This is a genomic window from Alicyclobacillus sp. TC, from assembly GCF_016804365.1.
Lineage (GTDB): Bacteria > Bacillota > Bacilli > Alicyclobacillales > Alicyclobacillaceae > Alicyclobacillus_I > Alicyclobacillus_I tolerans.
The window spans coordinates 1,734,486-1,753,007 of record NZ_CP044434.1 but is presented as its reverse complement, the minus strand read 5'-3'; the positions used below and the strand labels follow the sequence as shown (position 1 = coordinate 1,753,007).

22 protein-coding genes are annotated in these 18,522 nt (G+C 44.1%); all 22 read left to right on the top strand.

Features of this window, described 5'->3' with window-relative positions; all coding sequences use genetic code 11:
• Positions 1-20: 20 nt before the first annotated feature.
• The 22 genes from FY534_RS08685 to tsf all read left to right on the top strand — a co-directional run bounded on the left by FY534_RS08685 (position 21) and on the right by tsf (position 18,489).
• Positions 21-983: a flagellar hook-basal body complex protein gene (locus tag FY534_RS08685; protein WP_072874118.1), complete on the top strand. Its 963-nt coding sequence runs from the start codon at positions 21-23 to the stop codon at positions 981-983.
• Between the two features lie 38 nt (positions 984-1,021).
• Positions 1,022-1,252, top strand: coding sequence for a flagellar FlbD family protein (locus FY534_RS08680; protein WP_129583568.1), 231 nt, complete (start codon positions 1,022-1,024; stop codon positions 1,250-1,252).
• Positions 1,249-1,680 carry a flagellar basal body-associated FliL family protein gene (fliL, locus tag FY534_RS08675; protein ID WP_072874117.1) on the top strand — a complete coding sequence of 144 codons (432 nt, stop codon included), beginning with the start codon at positions 1,249-1,251 and terminating at the stop codon, positions 1,678-1,680. The genes FY534_RS08680 and fliL overlap by 4 nt, the downstream gene beginning before the upstream one ends.
• Before the next feature lie 25 nt (positions 1,681-1,705).
• Entirely contained in the window at positions 1,706-2,722 is a 1,017-nt protein-coding gene (fliM, locus tag FY534_RS08670) for a flagellar motor switch protein FliM (RefSeq protein WP_238413746.1), read from the top strand.
• The gene (fliY, locus tag FY534_RS08665) at positions 2,685-3,821 is read left to right on the top strand and encodes a flagellar motor switch phosphatase FliY (protein ID WP_203114324.1); all 1,137 of its coding nucleotides are present in this window, start codon (positions 2,685-2,687) and stop codon (positions 3,819-3,821) included. The genes fliM and fliY overlap by 38 nt, the downstream gene beginning before the upstream one ends.
• 31 nt (positions 3,822-3,852) lie before the next feature.
• The gene (locus FY534_RS08660) at positions 3,853-4,215 is read left to right on the top strand and encodes a response regulator (RefSeq protein ID WP_072874114.1); all 363 of its coding nucleotides are present in this window, start codon (positions 3,853-3,855) and stop codon (positions 4,213-4,215) included.
• On the top strand, positions 4,208-4,705 hold the full coding sequence (locus FY534_RS08655; protein WP_203114323.1) for a FliO/MopB family protein: 498 nt from the start codon (positions 4,208-4,210) through the stop codon (positions 4,703-4,705). Before FY534_RS08660 ends, FY534_RS08655 begins: the two co-directional genes overlap by 8 nt.
• The gene (gene fliP / locus FY534_RS08650) at positions 4,702-5,487 is read left to right on the top strand and encodes a flagellar type III secretion system pore protein FliP (RefSeq protein ID WP_203114322.1); all 786 of its coding nucleotides are present in this window, start codon (positions 4,702-4,704) and stop codon (positions 5,485-5,487) included. The genes FY534_RS08655 and fliP overlap by 4 nt, the downstream gene beginning before the upstream one ends.
• 52 nt (positions 5,488-5,539) lie before the next feature.
• Positions 5,540-5,809, top strand: a complete 270-nt coding sequence (gene fliQ, locus FY534_RS08645) for a flagellar biosynthesis protein FliQ (RefSeq protein ID WP_072874111.1) — start codon at positions 5,540-5,542, stop codon at positions 5,807-5,809.
• Positions 5,810-5,826: 17 nt separating this feature from the next.
• Positions 5,827-6,588, top strand: a complete 762-nt coding sequence (gene fliR, locus FY534_RS08640) for a flagellar biosynthetic protein FliR (RefSeq protein WP_370541568.1) — start codon at positions 5,827-5,829, stop codon at positions 6,586-6,588.
• A 95-nt stretch (positions 6,589-6,683) separates the two neighbouring features.
• Positions 6,684-7,799: a flagellar biosynthesis protein FlhB gene (gene flhB, locus FY534_RS08635; protein ID WP_203114320.1), complete on the top strand. Its 1,116-nt coding sequence runs from the start codon at positions 6,684-6,686 to the stop codon at positions 7,797-7,799.
• A gap of 20 nt (positions 7,800-7,819) precedes the next feature.
• The gene (gene flhA, locus FY534_RS08630) at positions 7,820-9,829 is read left to right on the top strand and encodes a flagellar biosynthesis protein FlhA (protein ID WP_238413745.1); all 2,010 of its coding nucleotides are present in this window, start codon (positions 7,820-7,822) and stop codon (positions 9,827-9,829) included.
• On the top strand, positions 9,826-11,094 hold the full coding sequence (flhF, locus tag FY534_RS08625; RefSeq protein ID WP_203114318.1) for a flagellar biosynthesis GTPase FlhF: 1,269 nt from the start codon (positions 9,826-9,828) through the stop codon (positions 11,092-11,094). Before flhA ends, flhF begins: the two co-directional genes overlap by 4 nt.
• Complete coding sequence (locus FY534_RS08620; protein ID WP_072874107.1) at positions 11,091-11,978, top strand: P-loop NTPase; 888 nt, start codon at positions 11,091-11,093, stop codon at positions 11,976-11,978. Before flhF ends, FY534_RS08620 begins: the two co-directional genes overlap by 4 nt.
• A gap of 45 nt (positions 11,979-12,023) precedes the next feature.
• Positions 12,024-14,066 (top strand): chemotaxis protein CheA, encoded by a 2,043-nt coding sequence (locus tag FY534_RS08615; RefSeq protein ID WP_203114317.1) that lies wholly within the window; start codon positions 12,024-12,026, stop codon positions 14,064-14,066.
• 77 nt (positions 14,067-14,143) lie between these two features.
• On the top strand, positions 14,144-14,608 hold the full coding sequence (locus FY534_RS08610; RefSeq protein WP_072874105.1) for a chemotaxis protein CheW: 465 nt from the start codon (positions 14,144-14,146) through the stop codon (positions 14,606-14,608).
• 5 nt (positions 14,609-14,613) lie between these two features.
• Positions 14,614-14,838: a chemotaxis protein CheC gene (locus FY534_RS14670; RefSeq protein ID WP_238413469.1), complete on the top strand. Its 225-nt coding sequence runs from the start codon at positions 14,614-14,616 to the stop codon at positions 14,836-14,838.
• Positions 14,835-15,233 (top strand): chemotaxis protein CheC, encoded by a 399-nt coding sequence (locus FY534_RS14665; RefSeq protein ID WP_238413468.1) that lies wholly within the window; start codon positions 14,835-14,837, stop codon positions 15,231-15,233. The genes FY534_RS14670 and FY534_RS14665 overlap by 4 nt, the downstream gene beginning before the upstream one ends.
• Positions 15,226-15,738: a chemotaxis protein CheD gene (locus FY534_RS08600; protein WP_203114316.1), complete on the top strand. Its 513-nt coding sequence runs from the start codon at positions 15,226-15,228 to the stop codon at positions 15,736-15,738. Before FY534_RS14665 ends, FY534_RS08600 begins: the two co-directional genes overlap by 8 nt.
• A 445-nt stretch (positions 15,739-16,183) precedes the next feature.
• Positions 16,184-16,837 (top strand): response regulator transcription factor, encoded by a 654-nt coding sequence (locus FY534_RS08595; RefSeq protein ID WP_203114315.1) that lies wholly within the window; start codon positions 16,184-16,186, stop codon positions 16,835-16,837.
• A gap of 164 nt (positions 16,838-17,001) precedes the next feature.
• Positions 17,002-17,706: a 30S ribosomal protein S2 gene (gene rpsB / locus FY534_RS08590; protein WP_072874099.1), complete on the top strand. Its 705-nt coding sequence runs from the start codon at positions 17,002-17,004 to the stop codon at positions 17,704-17,706.
• Between the two features lie 132 nt (positions 17,707-17,838).
• Entirely contained in the window at positions 17,839-18,489 is a 651-nt protein-coding gene (tsf, locus tag FY534_RS08585; protein ID WP_203114314.1) for a translation elongation factor Ts, read from the top strand.
• The last annotated feature ends 33 nt before the right edge of the window (positions 18,490-18,522 follow it).

Sequence of the window (18,522 nt, the reverse complement as noted above, 5' to 3'; positions counted from 1 at the left end):
GACAACGAGGAGGATGAACCATGTTACGCTCATTAGGTTCTGCTGTGTCTGGAATGGATGCGTTTCAGACTGACCTTGATGTAGTTGGCAACAATATTGCGAACGTCAATACCATTGGTTATAAATCGGCACGTGCGGTATTTGCTGACATGCTGAGTCAAACTTTGTCAGGTGCGACTGCGCCAACGTATACAGGTGCTACCTCTACTAGCACCAATTTATCGGGCGGTGTAAACGCACAGCAAGTTGGACTGGGGACACAAATTGAAGCCATTCAAAATGAATGGACGCAAGGAGCGGATCAAACGACGGGCAATCCTTTGGATGTGGCCATCAATGGTGCAGGATTGTTTGCTGTAACACCCGATCCGAATAGCAGCATAGCTCTTACCAACAATCAGTTATCTGGTTCTAATTCCTCTGTCTACTATACGCGTGCAGGAGATTTTTCACTGGACGCCAACAGCAATTTAGTTTTGCCTAATGGCAATGTGGTGTTGGGTTACGAGGTAACCAGTTCCAGCAATTCTTCCCCCAATACAGGTAATCTAGTACCCATTAATATTAATACATTAGTAACCCAGGCTGGAGGCAATCCCAATTCAAGCTCGACCACTGGTTCTTGGACCCTTGCCTCTAATCCAAACGTCACCATTGGTTCAAACGGATCCATTACGGTCACTGACACAAGTGGAAATACTCACGTAATTGGCTACCTGGCGCTTGCTACATTTCCCAATTACGGTGGATTACAAAAAATTGGCGATTCAGAGTGGAGCGTAACAGGCAATTCAGGGCAGGCCACTTTTGGCCAGCCGAGTTCTACTAGTGGTACTTTACAGTCTGGTGCTGTTGAGCAGTCTAATGTGGATTTAACTCAAGAATTTGCGGAAATGATTGTCGCCCAGAATGGTTATGCTGCAAATTCACAAGTCATTTCTACGGACAAGCAGATTCTTCAGACGCTGATGAATAACGTCTGATATCTTTTCGCTGCGGCCACCTTCTGGGTGGCCGCCCAATGGAGGCGGTAGAGTTGATTGCCTTAAAGAGAATTAATGGTTCAGATCTATGGTTGAATCCTATTCTGATTGAATCAATTGAGAAAACGCCCGATACCATTATTACTCTGACAAATGGCCACAAATACGTCATTCATGAGAGCCCAGAAGAAGTGACTCAGCGTGTTGCCGCTTTCTTGCAACAGGTAGGTATGCTGGGCATGGTGGCAAGGAGAGGAGAGAGCGTTTGAAAAAGCCGCTGATTTGGATGGTCATCATTTTGTTAATTATTGCTATATTATGTGTGCTTGGCGTAGGGGCTTATCTGTTTTTGCTGCACCCACGCACTCCTGCCGCCAAACCTGCTTTGACTCCTCAACAGGAAGCCCAGTTGCAGGTTTCATTTCCACAAATGACAACAAATTTAGGGTCAAGTGGACTGATTCAATTCACCATGACTTTACAGGCGGATTCAAGCAGCACCAAGAATGAAATCAATGTCATGATGCCAGAAATTGAGAACTCCGTGAATGGGTTAATGCGTCAGTTTACGGCTAGTGAACTACAGCAAGTCTCGGGATTTAATCAATTGCGTACGGCCATTCAAAAGACCGTTAATGCAGAGTTACCGCATGGCGATGTGACAAAAGTCTATTTATCGCAAATTGTCGTTCAATAGAGAGGGGGAGAGTCGGTTGTCGGAGGTGCTCTCTCAATCTGAGATTGACGCATTGCTATCAGCGCTTACGAAAGGCGAAGTCAAAGCAGAAGACATTCGTGAAGAGGCAGCTTCTACTCGTGTACGAACGTATGATTTTCGGCGTGCTATGCGTTTTTCGAAAGATCACATTCGCATTATCTCGCGCATTCATGAACATTTTGCCAGGTTGATGACCACATATTTATCCGGACAGTTGCGAAGTGTGGTGCAGATTCAAGTGGAGTCGGTCGATCAAGTTCCCTATGAGGAATTTATTCGCTCGATCCCGATATTAACAGTGATAGAACTGTTGGCGTTTCATCCGTTGCCAGGAAAAATTGTGATGGAAATCAACCCGCAAATTGTCTTTGCCATCATCGATAGGATGATGGGCGGTGTTGTGCAAGGGCCTTACAAAGAACGAGAATTAACAGAGATTGAGCAAGCTCTGATGCGACCATTTCTTGAACAGACTGAGCAGTTTTTTCGCGAATCCTGGCACAATGTGGTTGATTTACAACCTGAGTTTCTTTCTGTGGAAAGTAATCCGCAATTTTTGCAACTTTCTACACCTAACGAAACGGTGCTTGTGATTACTTTAAGTGCCCGAGTGGGACCAGTCACAGGACTCATCAATCTTTGTGTTCCGCATGTGACGATAGAGCCTATTATGCATAATCTTTCCACCCAGTTTTTCATGGATGGTTTACGCGACAGGGAATCGAGCTCAGCCGAACAAATGAAACTCGCCAACCATATGCAAGGTATGGAAGTTTCTATGGCTGTCGCTCTGGGTCAGGCTGAATTGACAGTGCGTGATGTCTTGGAGTTACAGGTGGGGGATATGATTCCCCTCAATCATCCAATTTCTGCGCCTGTCACGGTTTACGTAGACGAAGTGCCCACATTTACAGCTAGAATTGGCAAAATGCGCGGAAAAATGGCCATCCGCATACTGAGAGAATGGAAGGAGGAGGCGGATCATGAGCGATCAACAAGCACTCTCCCAGGAAGAAATTGATGCACTCTTTCGAGGAGGAAATCAAACATCCGAGAAAAATCAGGCATTGACCAATGAAGAGGCGGATGCCCTTGGGGAAATTGGCAATATTTCTTTTGGCTCAGCTGCCACAGCATTGTCAACCTTGTTGCAACAACGGGTGGAGATTACTACTCCTAGTGTCTCTATTATAAATGCTCAAGAACTGCCTAATCAGTTTCCCAAACCATATGTGTTAGTTACTGTAGAATATACAGTGGGATTAAAAGGTTCGAACGCACTGGCCATTGAACTGGATGATGCCAAAACGATAGCCGATTTGATGCTTGGTGGAGATGGAACGAATATTTCAGGTGAATTAAATGAACTCCACCTAAGTGCCGTGGGTGAGGCCATGAATCAAATGATGGGCGGCGCCTCTACTTCTATGTCACAGATTTTTGGCAGTCGTATTGATATCTCTCCACCGAATGTCAGAGTAGTCGATTTGGCAAGTGATGACAGTATTGACCTTGGCTTTAAAGGGTGGTTGGTCAACGTAGAGTTTGCCTTGAAAGTCGGGGAGCTGATTGATTCGCGCATCATGCAGTTAATGCCTCTCCAATTTGCAGATGAATTGCTGAATAAACTAGGATTTCATGCATCTGATTCATCAACTGAAAATATGAGCCCGGAAATTACCGACACGGTTTCTTCACAACCTTCAGCAAATCTGACTGCAGGGATACAAGAAGAAATCCCAAATGCAGCAAAAAAAGAGGTTGCAGCTTCGGCAGAAGCGTTAAAAAATCGTCCGTCAACCACCGTTCAACGTCCGGAATTTGTGGATTTTGGCGGATTGGAAGTAACTTCTCATGGACAACCGCGAAATTTAGAACTGTTGTTTGATGTTCCACTCAATATCACAGTAGAACTCGGCAGAACGAAGCGCATGATACGCGAAGTTCTCGATTTGGCACCTGGTTCAATCTTTGAATTGGACAAACTGGCTGGCGAACCTGTCGATATTCTTGTAAATAATAAAAAAATCGCGACAGGAGAAGTTGTGGTCATTGACGAAAACTTTGGCGTCCGGGTTACGGATATCATTAGCCCCTCTGAACGAGTGAGGAATTTATAAAATTAGATAAAATGTGGAGGTCAATAATAACATGGCAAACCGGATTTTGATTGTCGACGACGCAGCATTTATGCGAATGATGATTAAGGACATTCTTACTAAGAACAATTTTGAAGTAGTCGGAGAAGCGGCGGACGGCAACCAAGCAGTAGAAAAATACCAAGAATTAACTCCGGATTTGGTTACCTTAGACATTACCATGCCTGAAATGGATGGCATAGAAGCTTTAAAGAAAATTCGCTCCATTGATCCGAACGCTCGAGTGATTATGTGTTCGGCTATGGGACAACAGGCTATGGTCATCGATGCTATTCAAGCCGGAGCAAAAGACTTTATTGTGAAACCGTTTCAGGCCGATCGCGTTGTGGAAGCGGTGCGAAAAGCACTTGCGTAGAAAAATTACAGTCATGGCGGGAAGTTTTTTTCTAGCTTTCGTTAATGAGATGGGCATGTTGCCTGTGGTAGCATATGCAGCTAGCAAGAATTCTAGCCCGCCTTTGCCCAATGCCGGTCCCCCTTTAATGACTTATTTTCAATTTGTACTCTCGTTTGTGATTATTATTGCATTGATTATCGTTGTTATTCGTTTTTTAGCCAGACGGACGTCAGTGGCTGAACGCGGAACGATTAAGGTACTTGCAGCCCGCCAATTAGCTCAAAATCGCTCTATACAGGTAGTTGAAATCTCTGGAAAACGCTATGTGCTTGGGGTTGGAGAAAATATTACACTGCTCGATCAGATTTCCGAACCGTGGGATGAATCGGAAGCTACTCTCCAACCTTCGAGACAGTCGTTTGCCGCTTCGTTGTCGAGTGCTGTCGAAAACGCTCGTCAACGTTATGCGGAATCCAAGGGAAAGGACAGCAAAGAGAGAAAATCATGAAAAAAAGACATTGGCAAATCACTTTGTTGCTGCTTTCCGTCTGTATCTGTTTTTTTGCTTATCATCCCAATTTATATGCAGCAACCGCTTCCAATCAGACCAACAGTTTTTTGCCGGGTCTTCATTTGTCGTTGGGAACATCTAATTCGCGCCAATCAGTAGACAGTACGGTTCAAATTGTTTTGTTACTGACCGTTCTGTCGGTTGCGCCGGCAATTTTGCTGTTAATGACTTCTTTTACTCGGATGATTGTGGTGCTTTCTTTTGTTCGAAGTGCGCTAGCTTTGCAACAATCTCCACCCAATCAGGTTCTGATTGGCTTAGCGCTTTTTCTTACTTTTTTTGTTATGGAACCAACATTTCAGCAAGCCAATCAGCATGCATTACAGCCTTTTCTAGCAGGTAAGTTGTCAGAAAGCGCTGCTTTGCGTCAGGCGGAAATACCGTTTAAGCAATTTATGGCTAAACAGACGAGACCTGATGACTTACAATTATTTCTGCAATTTAGGCACATGCAGACTCCTAAAAATGTCAATCAAATTCCAATGTCGGCACTTGTACCTGCTTATACCATCAGTGAATTGAAAACAGCTTTTCAGATCGGTTTTATGATTTATCTACCATTTCTAGTTATCGATCTGGTCGTTTCTACGACATTAATGTCTATGGGAATGATGATGTTACCACCTGTTATCATTTCCTTGCCATTTAAAATTTTGCTGTTTGTCATGGTAGATGGTTGGCACTTGGTTGTGCAATCACTTCTGTCTGGTTATAGCTAATTGGAATTGTTGTATGGAGTGCCGATGAAACGAGAGTAGGAGTTGAATAAGATTGAATGCAGAATTTATTGTCGGGTTAGGTTCCCAGGTCATGTGGTTGATTATTAAGTTGGTAGGTCCGATTCTTGGTTTAGGACTGGCTGCTGGGTTAATCGTCTCTGTATTTCAAGCTACTACGCAAATCCAGGAACCAAGCCTAACCTATATTCCAAAAATTGCTGCTGTCATCGTGGCTTTGCTCATCTTTGGGCCATGGATGATTACCAGCATGTTAGATTTTACGCAATCGATTCTCGGTCATCTTATGCAGTACGTGCAGTGATCATATGTTGAACTTAGCTGTCCTGCAATACCCGTTATTTTTTTCTTATTATGGCTAGAATGGCAGGTTTTATTGGAGCGTCACCTTTATTTTCCATGACTGCTGTGCCGAGAACAGTAAAAATTGGTCTAGTAGTTTTTTTAGCTCTTTGGGTTTTACCTACTGTTCAAGCCAAAGTACCTTCTCCTTTTCAACAAACAGGTTTATATGTTGGTTTGCTGGTTCTGGAATTGGTTACAGGATTGTTTATGGGATTTATAGCAACCTCTATTTTTTCAATTTTAAATTTAGCGGGTCAAATCATTGATGTACAAATTGGCTTTGCATCTGCAGAATTGTTTAATCCAGAAAGCTCATTTGTGACAGGACTTTCAGGTACATTTTTCAATATGATTTTTACTCTGTTTTTTTTAGGTGCTGATGGATTGGATGGGCTGGCTTTAACTGGAATGGATAGTTATAAGCTCATTCCTTTAGGGCAATTTCATTTGCCGCAAACTTTCGGTTTAGCTTTTGAGCAATTGATGGACCTGATTACGGCAGATGCTGTTCAAGTGGCTGCTCCCGTGTTGGTTGCTTTACTGCTGACCAACGTCACGTTTGCGTTGCTCTCCAAAGCGGTTCCTCAAATGAATGTATATTTCAGTGGGTTACCGATTCAATTATTTATTGGTTTATCTGTTTTTGCTGCATCAGTTCCAGCGTTTGTGTCTATATTTCATGTTCTATTTACCTTTCTATTCAGTCAAGTCACTGCTTTTATGCAATTAACAGGATGATATATGGTTTTCTAATATTTAACGTTTTATAAAAGTTCTAAAATCAAATCCTAAAATAAGTTATTTCATGTATTGGAGAGATAGGTCACAGAGCCATGTTAATTCTTAAACTGCAAAGATTTGCAGAGAGCGACTCAGGAAACAAGACTGAAAAGGCAACACCACGCAGACGACAGGAAGCAAGAAGAGAAGGAAATGTGCCGAAAAGTGTCGAATTAACTTCGTCGATTATGCTTTTGGGCGCTTTGGCAGCCCTGCGAATTTTAGGACCAAAGGTTTGGGAGGTCTGGCAAATTCTTGCTCACAAAGACCTTACCTATGCAGGCTCCATCTCATTGACTGCACAAAATGTTCCTGGTTTGTTTGGTGGTCAATTTCTTGCATTGGCGGGTAGTTTATTACCCTTGCTACTTGTATTTTGGTTTGCGGCTGCTTTTACTGGTTTTGTACAGGTTGGCCCGTTATTCCTTCCCAAGTTATTGTTACCTAAATGGGAGAGAATCCAACCTATCGCTGGACTACGTCGTCTCTTTTCACCGCAGACAGCTATGGAAGGATTAAAGTCGATTCTCAAGCTGGCGATTGTGGTTGCCGCAGCCTATATGTCGCTGCATCAAGTGACACAAAGTATAGGTCAATTATCTTTTCTCTCCGTCAATTCGCTCATCGCTTGGCTTGGCAGTATTGTTTTTCGCTTATCCATAACAGTTGCCGTATTGATGATTCTTTTATCTGCATTGGATTTTTATTTTCAAAAGAGTCAGTATGAAAAAAAATTACGCATGACCAAACATGAAGTTCGTGAAGAATTTCGCCAAACTGAAGGAGATCCACAGATTAAATCCAATATTCGTAGGCGGGCTAGGGCTTTGGCCATGCGTCGAATGATGCAGGATATACCGAAAGCAGATGTAGTGATTACAAACCCGACTCATTATGCGGTAGCTATCTGGTATCGACCAGACCAATTGGAAGCGCCACAAGTTCTGGCGAAAGGGCAGGATTATACTGCCCAAAAAATTCGTGAACTAGCGGAACAACATCATGTGGCAATTGTAGAAAATCCACCACTAGCAAGAACGCTATACCGCGATGTGGAAATTGGCCAAGTGATTCCTGCGGAGCTTTATCAGGCAGTCGCAGAAGTTTTAGCTTATGTTTACGCTATGAAACAACAAAAAGTCTTTACAGGCAATGGGGTGAATTCGTGAAACGTTCAGATTTAGGAATCATGGCAGCTTTGCTCTGGATAATTGTCATGATGATTATACCCATGAGTCGGCCTGTACTTGACGTACTGTTGTTAGTCAATATTTTCGTCTCCATGACCATTCTTCTCGTGGCCATCAATACGAAAGAACCACTTGATTTTTCTGTCTTCCCTTCAATTTTACTCATTATGACGCTCTACCGACTCTCTCTGAATATTTCCACCACACGATTAATTCTTGGGCAGGGTAATGCTGGAGCTGTCATTAATACATTTGGGTCTTTTGTAATAGGCAGTAACCCAGTTGTGGGGTTTATCGTATTTATTATCATTATTATTGTGCAATTTATTGTTATTACTCGCGGCGCTGAACGTGTTGCTGAAGTAGCGGCGCGCTTTACCTTGGATGCAATGCCTGGAAAACAAATCGCTATTGACGCGGACTTAAACGCTGGCCTGATAGACGAAGCCACTGCGCGCAAGCGACGTGCAGATATTGAACGGGAAGCGGATTTTTACGGAGCCATGGATGGAGCCTCTAAATTTGTGAAAGGCGATGCCATTGCTTCTATGTTAATAGTAGCGGTCAATATTGTTGGTGGTTTTATTATCGGTATGGTCATTCACAAAGATTCATTCTCAACAGCGCTCCACCAGTATACTTTACTTTCAGTTGGGGACGGTCTGGTCAGTCAAATTCCAGCCTTGTTGCTTTCGACAGCCACTGGATTAATGGTGACTAGGGCTGCTACTGAAGCAAATTTGGGAGCGGATATTTTTGGCCAGGTTTTTCAATTCCCGCGTGCCCTCTATATGGTTGGATCAGCTATTTTATTGCTGGGTGTATTTACTCCAATTGGAGTCATCCCCGTGATTCCTATTTCTGCACTCGCTTTTTTGACTGGTTGGCGTGTACAGGTAAATGCGGCAAGATCGGCAAAAAAAGAGCAAGAACAATTGCTCAAGAGCCGTACAGAGGACAACAAAAAACCAGAGAATGCTTTGTCTCTGCTCCATGTTGAGCCTATTGAACTGGAGTTTGGCTACGGTCTTGTGCCGTTGGTGGACGCTAAACAGGGCGGCGACATGTTAGAAAGAGTTATCATGATTCGAAAGCAATTGGCACTTGAACTTGGGTTGGTCATTCCTGCTATCCGTTTGCGCGACAATATGCAATTAAAACCTACGGAATATGTCATTCTCTTAAAAGGGTTAGAGATTGCTCGAGGAGAAGTTTTGCTTGGGCATTGGCTAGCGATATCTCCTGGAGTTGAAGATCCAACTATTATTGGGATTTCTACCAAAGAACCTACTTTTGGTTTGCCTGCTTTATGGGTCAATTCGGAAATGAAAATACAGGCAGAGATGTCTGGATATACAGTGGTTGATCCGTCCTCCGTTATGGCAACTCATTTGACAGAAACATTGCGTGCACATGCCCATGAGTTGTTGACGAGACAGGAAACTAAGAAATTGTTGGATCACTTAAAGACGGAAGCTCCTGCGGTTGTTGATGATGTGTTGAATAACAATTTAACACTTGGTCAAGTGCAAAAAGTATTGAGCAATTTGCTACATGAAAAAGTATCCATTCGTGACTTATCGACTATTTTAGAAGTTCTTGCGGATGTTGGTCGCCAGTCCAAAGATACCGATATGTTGACCGAACAGGTTAGACAGGCATTGGGCAGGCAAATTTGTCATCAATTCAGAGTGCCAGGCCAACCATTAACAGTACTTACTTTTTCTCCGAGTGTGGAAGAAAAGATCCAAGAATCATTGATTCATCAAGAGGAAAGTGTGTTTGTTGCACTCGATCCTGCACTGTCGCAAAAAATTTACAAAAAACTGCGGGAAGAATCGAATCGTCTCTCTGCGCAAGGCAAATCACCTATACTCTTGGTTCATCCTACATTGCGTTTAGCTGTTAGACGCTGGTTGGTAAGGTTTTTACCGGAGTTGACGGTGTTATCTTACAGTGAGTTGGATCCGACGCTTGAAGTTGAGAGTGGCGGGGTGGTTAATCTATGATGGTTAAACGCTATGTGGTTCGTGACATGCCCGAAGCTTTATTGCGTATACGCTCTGATTTGGGGAAAGATGCTGTCATTTTAAGCAGCAAACGTATTCATGTTCGCAAATGGCTGATATGGCGGAGTAAGCGTATTGAAGTAATGGCTGCGGTAGCAGGTGATTTACCTGTTAAAATTCCAGCCTATCATCCATCTGCTTATGGACAAGTTGCTGCCAAACCAGAGAATGTTTCAGAAAAAGCCGAGGAACAGAAACGCATTTTGCGAGGGGAAACATCCAATATGTCCTCAACAATGTCTATGCAGTCAATAGGGGACGTTCAGATTCATTCTGCAAATTCTACTATAGGTATAACATCGGCTCAAGAGGATACAAGGCAAGTTTTGTTGCCTATCCTCGACGAAATGAAAAAGTTAACCTATCGATTACAACAATTGTCTTCCCAAAATACTGTCTTTGTAGGCGGAATGAATCAAGAGCATTTTCAATTGCAGCAACTTTTGGTCCAACAAGGTATTTCGGTTGACACTGTTCGAGAATGGATGCAGGAGTCCGGTGTGCTATCTATGCCTAAAGTTGGGGATTACCAACTTTTGCTTCAATCTTTTCGTAATTGGTTTATTCAACAGTTTCAGACTTTCGCTGTACCATCCCCTATTCAATCCACATCGCGAATTGTTGCTTTTGTCGGTCCTACTGGAGTGGGCAAGACGACTACAATTGCCAAATTGGCAGCCCTGCATGTACTTTCAGGTGAACGAAAAGTTGGATTAATTACTTGTGATACTTATCGCATTGCAGCTATTGAGCAATTGCGAACCTATGCGCAAATTCTTGGCATTCCCTTGGAAGTGGCCGAATCAGACGCTGTTTCTTTAAACAAAGCTGTTGATTCACTCTCTCATTGTGATTTATTACTGATGGACACGGCAGGAAGAAATTACTTTAACCAACGTTCGACGCAAGACGTTCAGACGTTACTTTCTATAGCGCCAATTGATGAGATTGTTCTTGTGCTTTCGCTAACTTCCAAAGCTGAAGATTTAAATAGATTGTTAGAGGCGTTTTCTACCATTCCTTTTCATAAATTTTTATTTACTAAATTAGATGAAACTTCTTCTTATGGTGTGGCGGCAGAATTGATTTGGAAGGCTAAAAAGCCGCTTTCCTATATTACGACTGGACAGAATGTACCTGATGATATCTCACCGAGCACAAAAGATTTTGTTTTAAAATCTGTTTTCGGGGAGGGGCATCCATGAGCGATCAAGCCGAAAGCCTGCGCAGCAAAATGAGAGAAAGAAGCATGGATAATGGGGGACTGCCTGCCAAAACACGTGTCATTGCTGTTGCCAGTGGTAAGGGAGGAGTGGGTAAATCCAATTTCTGTGTCAATTTTGCGCTGGCATTAAAAGCAAAAGGGAAGACGCCGCTCATCGTGGATGCTGATGTAGGGTTTTCCAACATTGAACTTTTGCTCAATACCAGACCCTTTCACACAGTTCTTGATTTAGCGAAAGACGTACAACTCTTTGATGTCATCTCTACTAGTCCTCATGGCCTTTCTTTTTTATCTGGAGGTAGCGGCTTGCACTCCGATATGTTGGACGATGCGGCTATGGTCAGAGTTAAGGAACAATTGGCGAATTTATCCAACCATTTTGACACAGTGATTATTGATCTTGGTGCGGGCATCAATCATCAATCAGCTCAGTGGATTGCCGGATCGGACGAATTGATTTTACTGGCGACGCCAGAACCTACGGCAATTTCTGATGCCTATGCTTTTCTTAAGCTGCTGTATGAGGAAAGACCTCTTGACGAATTGCCGGCTGTTCGTCTGGTGATTAATCGCGCATTGAAATTGACTGACGCACGAGAGGCATCTGAAAGATTGTCTGCCGCGGCATTGAAATTTTTGGAGTGGAAATTGGAAACGCTTGGATTTATTTTGGAGGATGATTTTGTTTCGCAAGCAGTGATGCGTCAAGTGCCAGTATTGATATCGTTTCCCAACAGTACGGCCTCGCGCTGTATGGAGCAGATAGCGGCTAATTTTCTGCGCCTTAATGAGCCGAATCGAGGCGGGTGGAGAGGTTTTCTGCATCGGTTTTGGCCTGGAAAGTCGTTTTTTTCAACTGGATAAAGCCAGCCTAAACATAAGGATAAAAACAGAAATTGGCGGGAGGGTATGCCAGCTTTGCAAAACGCTGAGTATTTACAAGCCTTTATAGAAGAAACAAGCGATAATCTGCAACTTCTGAATGATCTCTGTCTACGTCTTGAATCTGAGGGCTCGTCGGATGAATTGTTTGCGGCCATGTTTCGTGCTGCGCATACACTCAAAGGAATGAGCGCAAGCATGGGATTTCAAAAAATGGCCACTTTGACTCATCGCCTTGAAGATGTACTTGGCGTGTTTCGAGAAAATCCAGGACGGTTGACCACAGATAGTCCCGATATTCTATTGTCGGGGATTGATCAGCTTTCTCTTCAGTTAGAACGAATTATTGACAGTGGGATAGATGAAACGGGTTCAGACGATGCTATTATTCATTCGTTGCAGGAACTCTATCAACGTCTAACAAACGCAGCAGTGTCACCTCATCCAGAGGTTGCGGCGACAGTGGATACCACAGAAGGACATTTCACCGATATTGCTTTGCACATTGCATCTCAAGCTGCAGAAGCGGGACTCTTGGCTGGAGTTCTGACTGTGAATATTGCTCCAGACTGTCAGATGAAATCAGTCCGCGCATTGGTTGTCATGCGAGAATTGGAGCAGTGGTCAGATATTCTTGAATGTTCACCGAGTGCAGAACATTTACAGGATGGCCGGTATTCTGAAAACATTGCCTTTCTTGCTGTTTTAAGAGAAATTTCTGCTGAAGAGGCTATGCGCAATCTCTCTAATATTTCTGAAGTGGTTAATGTAACTTTTGTACCGCTTATAGAATATCTTTCGACACATCGGACAGATCCAACTACAACTTCTGCGGCAGCCCATTCACCAACCCCGAGTCTTACAGCAGATCAGGTGGATTCGCAGAAAGAATCTGCCAAGCAACCTGCTGCACCCATGAAGGTAGAGAGGACATTGCGTGTACCCATCGAGAGAATCGATCATCTACTCGATCGTCTCAGTGAGATGGTGATTGCTCGCTCTCAACTAGCCAGTGCTACTGAGGCTGGACAGACGGCTGTCATTCGAGAAATGGTCGATAGACTTGGCCGTATCTCTGGCGATATACAATCTGGACTCATGTCCTTACGCATGGTTTCGGTAGATACGTTATTTCAACGTTTTCCTCGTTTAGTTAGAGATCTCTCCAAGTCATTACAAAAAGAAATTCATTTTCTTATGGAAGGGGGAGAAACAGAACTCGATCGGACTGTTGTCGATGAGATGGGTGAAGCTTTGGTGCATATTATTCGCAATGCGGCCGATCACGGTATTGAGTCAGCGGATATACGTCGCCAGGCGGGCAAGCCAGAGGCAGGGACATTAAAAATTTCTGCTTTCTCTTCCGGACAAAACGTCTACATAGAAGTTGCTGATGATGGCGGAGGTATTGATTCGGAAGCAGTATTAAACAAAGCCATTGCGCGCGGATTAGTCGATGAGAAATCTGCACTTATGCTTAAGCCTGAACAAATTTATGATTTTCTTTTTGCCTCCGGATTTTCTACTGCTGAAAAAATCACCGATATTTCCGGACGTGGTGTAGGGCTTGATGCGGTACGTAATAAAGTGCAATCGTTGGGCGGTAAAATCTCAATTCTCTCGGAAAAGGGGAAGGGGACTACTTTTCGTATTCAGTTGCCTCTGACCTTGGCTGTTTTACCTGCCTTGCTGTTTATGGTGAGTAACGAATCTTTTGCTGTCCCTCTTGGCAGTGTGGAAGAAGTATTGCAAGTCTACGAAACAGATTTAGAAGCCATTGGTGGAGAACGTTTTTTGCGCCATCGAGATGGGCTCATCCCGCTGCTGGATGCGGGGGATGCTTTTTACGAACAATCGTCGGCCATTCAATTTCCTTGGTCAGCCATTCTCTGTAAAGAAGGCAATCGTCGTTTGGCGATACTTGTCGATGATATTGTTGGAGAGCAGGAAATTGTCAACAAACCATTGGGGAAATATCTGCAGTCCGTGCGAGGATTTTCTGGAGCGACCATTCTCGGCGACGGTACGGTGGGACTCATTCTCGATCTCGATGCCTGGCTATCAGCATGAAGCTAACAAACTCTCAAAGACTTGAATTGATTTTTATATTTTGGCAGTCGAAAAATTCGGGGTAAGGAGTGATAGACATGGAGCAACAATTTGTCGTCATGGCTGTAGGTCAGGAAAAATACGGTGCCTCAGTAACCCAGGTATTGTCTATTGAGAAGCCTATGGAAATTACACGTGTACCGCGTACGGTCGCATTTATCAAAGGTGTTGTGAATTTGCGCGGCACCATTGTGCCTGTGGTCGATCTCGGTGAGCGTCTGGGATTGGCTTCTTCCTTGCAGCAAGATGATTCCCGTATAGTCATTGTACAAGTGGAAGATATGATGGTAGGTATGATAGTGGATGCGGTTACAGATGTAGTGACACTTGCAGATTCGGATATTCAACCTGCTCCTTCGATGGTAGGTGGACTTTCCGCAGAATTTTTGCAGGGGATTGCAGAACATCAGAAACAAGTGCTGATTCTCCTCCATTTGCCTCGCCTTTTTAATCATGCTGAACAGTTGCAGCTCAAGGAGTTGCGGGAGCAGGAGGAACGTTAAGAAACATGAGTGTATTCTATAATCTGGATGATCGACAGCAAGATATTCTCCGTGAAGTCGGCAATGTGGGCGCTGGTCATGCTGCTACTGCGTTGTCTGTATTGTTGCAAGAAAGTGTACAAATGTCCGTCACAGCTGCTAGATTATGCCCGTTTGACGAGATTGCAGATATTGCTGGCGGTCCAGAGGCGCCTGTTGTCGGCATCTTTTTACAAATTGGGGGCAGATGAATGGAAGCATGTTTCTGCTTTTACCCATGCAAAGTGCGGAACATCTATTGCATCAGCTGAATTTGACAGGTCATGAAGGGCTTCTTTTTGAAGAATTGCAGCTTTCAGCGCTGGCGGAAGTTGGAAATATTCTTTCTGGCAGCTATGTCACCGCCATCAGTGAACTCGCGTCGCTGCAAATTACTCTTTCAGTACCGTCGATTGCTGTGGACATGGCTGGTGCCATTCTCGACATCGGCCTTGCTTTCTCTGGTGATATAGCCGATCAAGCGATTTTGATTAACACGCAAATATGGCAAGGACAAATGAACATCGATGGCCATTTCTTCCTTCTCCCTCACCCACAATCTATGGTCAAGCTGTTCAGTGCGCTGGGGTGGGATAATGATGTGTGAATTCACCTTACCCTCGATTCAAGAAAGCCAACTGATTCGGGTAGGTATTGCTCAAGGGGCAATCGTTTCAGGGCCAGATCGAATTGGGACAACGGGTCTCGGTTCGTGCGTTGGCGCGGTTTTATACCATGCAAGGAAAAATATAGCCGGTTTAGTTCATATTATGCTTCCTCAATCACCACCTAATTTTTCAGGAAACGTATGTAAATATGCCGATCTCGCTTTGGATTGGCTGTTGGATGAATTTTCAAAGCAGGGTTTGCGGCCCAGTTCGTTGAAAGCCAAAGCTGCGGGTGGTGCGCAAATGTTTAGCGGATCGGCCAATTCCGATATTCTCCGAGTGGGCCCGCGTAATGCTGAAGCAGTAGAAAACTATTTGCGAGACGCTGGAGTAGAGTTGGTTTCAACTGATTTTGGAGGCAATACGGGTCGAACTATTGAGTTTGATTTGCAGACAGAGTTGTTACAAATTCGTACTGCTATCAAGGGTACATATACGATTTGAAGAAAGATCATCTATCTAATGTTAAGTACTCTATTGAGTTCTAAGACCTATGAAGGGAAGTGATTTTTGAGGGTATCAATATAAGCCTGTCAGAGACAGACGGGTTTGCAGATTCAGTCCAATATATGATCTTACGCGATTGGTTCGTATGGCTTTTTGTCACGCAACAAGGCATGAATGATGTATGTCAATTTGCGCGCAACAGCAGCTTTGAGGCGCTTTTCGATCTCGGCATGGAGTCGTTCTAAGGGCCACTCTGTGAAGCGAATTTACTGGAGAAGCAGGCGCAAATGCAGTCGGTACGCATCCACTGCCGTGTCAATGCCCAGTGGCGCGGCGGCAACAGACTTGAGGTTTTCTGCATTATCCAGGCCCAGGCGATTCCGGCTGTGTTTAGCGATGAAGGCCGCCAGTACTTCGGTAATATACTAGGAGGTGAACAGATATGTGGTTGACAGGAGCTATGGGTCTACTTTGTGCGGCTATGGTCGTCGTACTCTATACTTCTACGGGGGGATGGAAACAATATGGTGGGTTAAAAGGTATTTTTCGTTGGCTGCGCTCCGGTGCTCTGGCCAATCCACAAGTCATTCAAGCAAAGGAAAGTCCGCAAGCTATGATTTCCGCAGTTAATGAAGAAGTTGTGAAAATTTTAGAAGATATTTACATGGAATTGCGATCCAATTTAGACGCGTTAGAACGAACCATGGATGAGCGTGTTGGCAAATTAGAAGAACGTTTCAATCAATTGGAAGAGATGCTTCAAAAAGACGAACCTCACCATATAAAATTTTTTTCAAAGAATGAGCATGTTGTTTCGAGATTTGATGATGTGGGTCAGTCATTGGCGGGTGAACAACTGTTGATGAAACAGTTAATAGAAATGTCTCGAGAAGAGGTTGGTGCAGCATTGAATGCTCAGAAACCTGAAGCTGCAGAAACAGTTGAATCTCCTTCCTTTTCTCCACGTTACTTTGAGATTCTCGATGCTTTAACTCAAGGCTTGACTGTAGAACAGGCTGCTCAACAGTTATCCTTACCAGTTGCTGAGGTTTTACGTGTGGAACAAGCCTTGCATATGCCGCCGACTCTGAATTGATGGAGTGGGTCATTGCAGTCTTACGCAGGCTGTGATATATTGGAGAACGGTGCAATGCCCACAGTGAAGTGGAGCACACACGCTTATCTGATGGCTTGCGGGTCCAACTGGTCGCAGGTTCATATGACGAGGGCGGAGGACAAACCGTTTAGGAGGAGTTATCTTTGGCGATTATTTCTATGAAACAATTGTTGGAGGCGGGTGTTCATTTTGGACATCAAACCCGTCGCTGGAACCCCAAGATGTCTCGTTATATTTTTACGGAGCGCAATGGGATTTATATCATCGATTTGCAAAAAACTGTTCGCAAAGTTGAAGAAGCTTATAATTTTATTCGTGACACTGCTGCGAATGGCGAAACCATCCTGTTCGTTGGCACTAAGAAGCAGGCTCAAGAAGCTGTAAAAGAAGAAGCAGAACGCTGTGGTATGTTTTATGTCAATCAGCGCTGGCTGGGCGGTACATTGACCAACTTCCCAACCATCCAAAAACGTATCCAGCGTTTGCTAGAGTTGGAGCGTATGGAGGAAGATGGGACTTTTGAACGCTTGCCTAAGAAAGAAGTTATCTTGCTTCGCAAAGAAGCTGAGCGTTTGGAACGTTTTCTTGGCGGCATCAAAGGTATGAAGAAATTGCCGAGCGCTATGTTTGTGATTGATCCGCGCAAAGAACGGATTGCTGTTGCAGAAGCGCGTAAGCTCGGTATTCCAATTGTAGCCATCGTCGATACCAATTGTGATCCGGATGAAATTGATTATGTGATTCCGGGTAATGATGATGCTATTCGGGCTGTTAAACTGTTGACTGCCAAGTTGGCAGATGCTGTATTAGAAGGCGCTCAAGGTCAAGGGGAAGAAACCACTGCCTGATTGGAGCTAGTAGGTGACGGGAGCATCTGTGGCTCGTCACCTTTTTTGTGCACTAATGCGTGTTGAAAGAACTTCGTTAGGTATGTGCTCAAATGGTATTCTAAGTTTTTGCTGAATTGAGGAGGAAATGAGATGGAAGTTACAGCGTCAATGGTCAAAGAATTGCGTGAGAAAACAGGTGCAGGTATGATGGATTGTAAGCGCGCCTTAGCTGAAGCCGATGGGGATATGGAGAGAGCGATGGAAGTTTTGCGCGAGCGCGGACTGGCATCTGCTGCTAAAAAAACGGGTCGTGTAGCTGCGGAAGGATTGGTGGAAGCTTATATTCATGGCGGTGGACGGATTGGCGTTTTGGTTGAAGTGAATTGTGAAACTGACTTTGTGGCCAAAAACGAAGATTTTCGTCAATTGGTTCGTGATATCGCTATGCATATTGCTGCCTCTAATCCACTTTATGTGCGTCGCGATGAAGTTTCGAGTGAGTTTATAGAGAAAGAACGCGAAATTCTTCGGGCGCAAACCTTGAATGAAGGTAAGCCGGAAAATATTGTGGATAAAATTGTGGATGGACGTATTGAAAAATATTTGAAAGAAATTTGCCTTCTAGACCAGCCGTTTGTCAAAGATCCAGATAAGACAGTGGAGATGTTGGTGCGTGAGAAAATTGCCCAAATAGGCGAGAATATTTCTATCCGCCGTTTCACACGTTTTGTTGTTGGTGAAGGTATTGAAAAGAAAGAGAGTAACTTTGCTGAAGAGGTCATGTCGCAGGTTCGCGTTTAATGGCACTGGCCTTTGCGGTATAAGCAGGGGAAC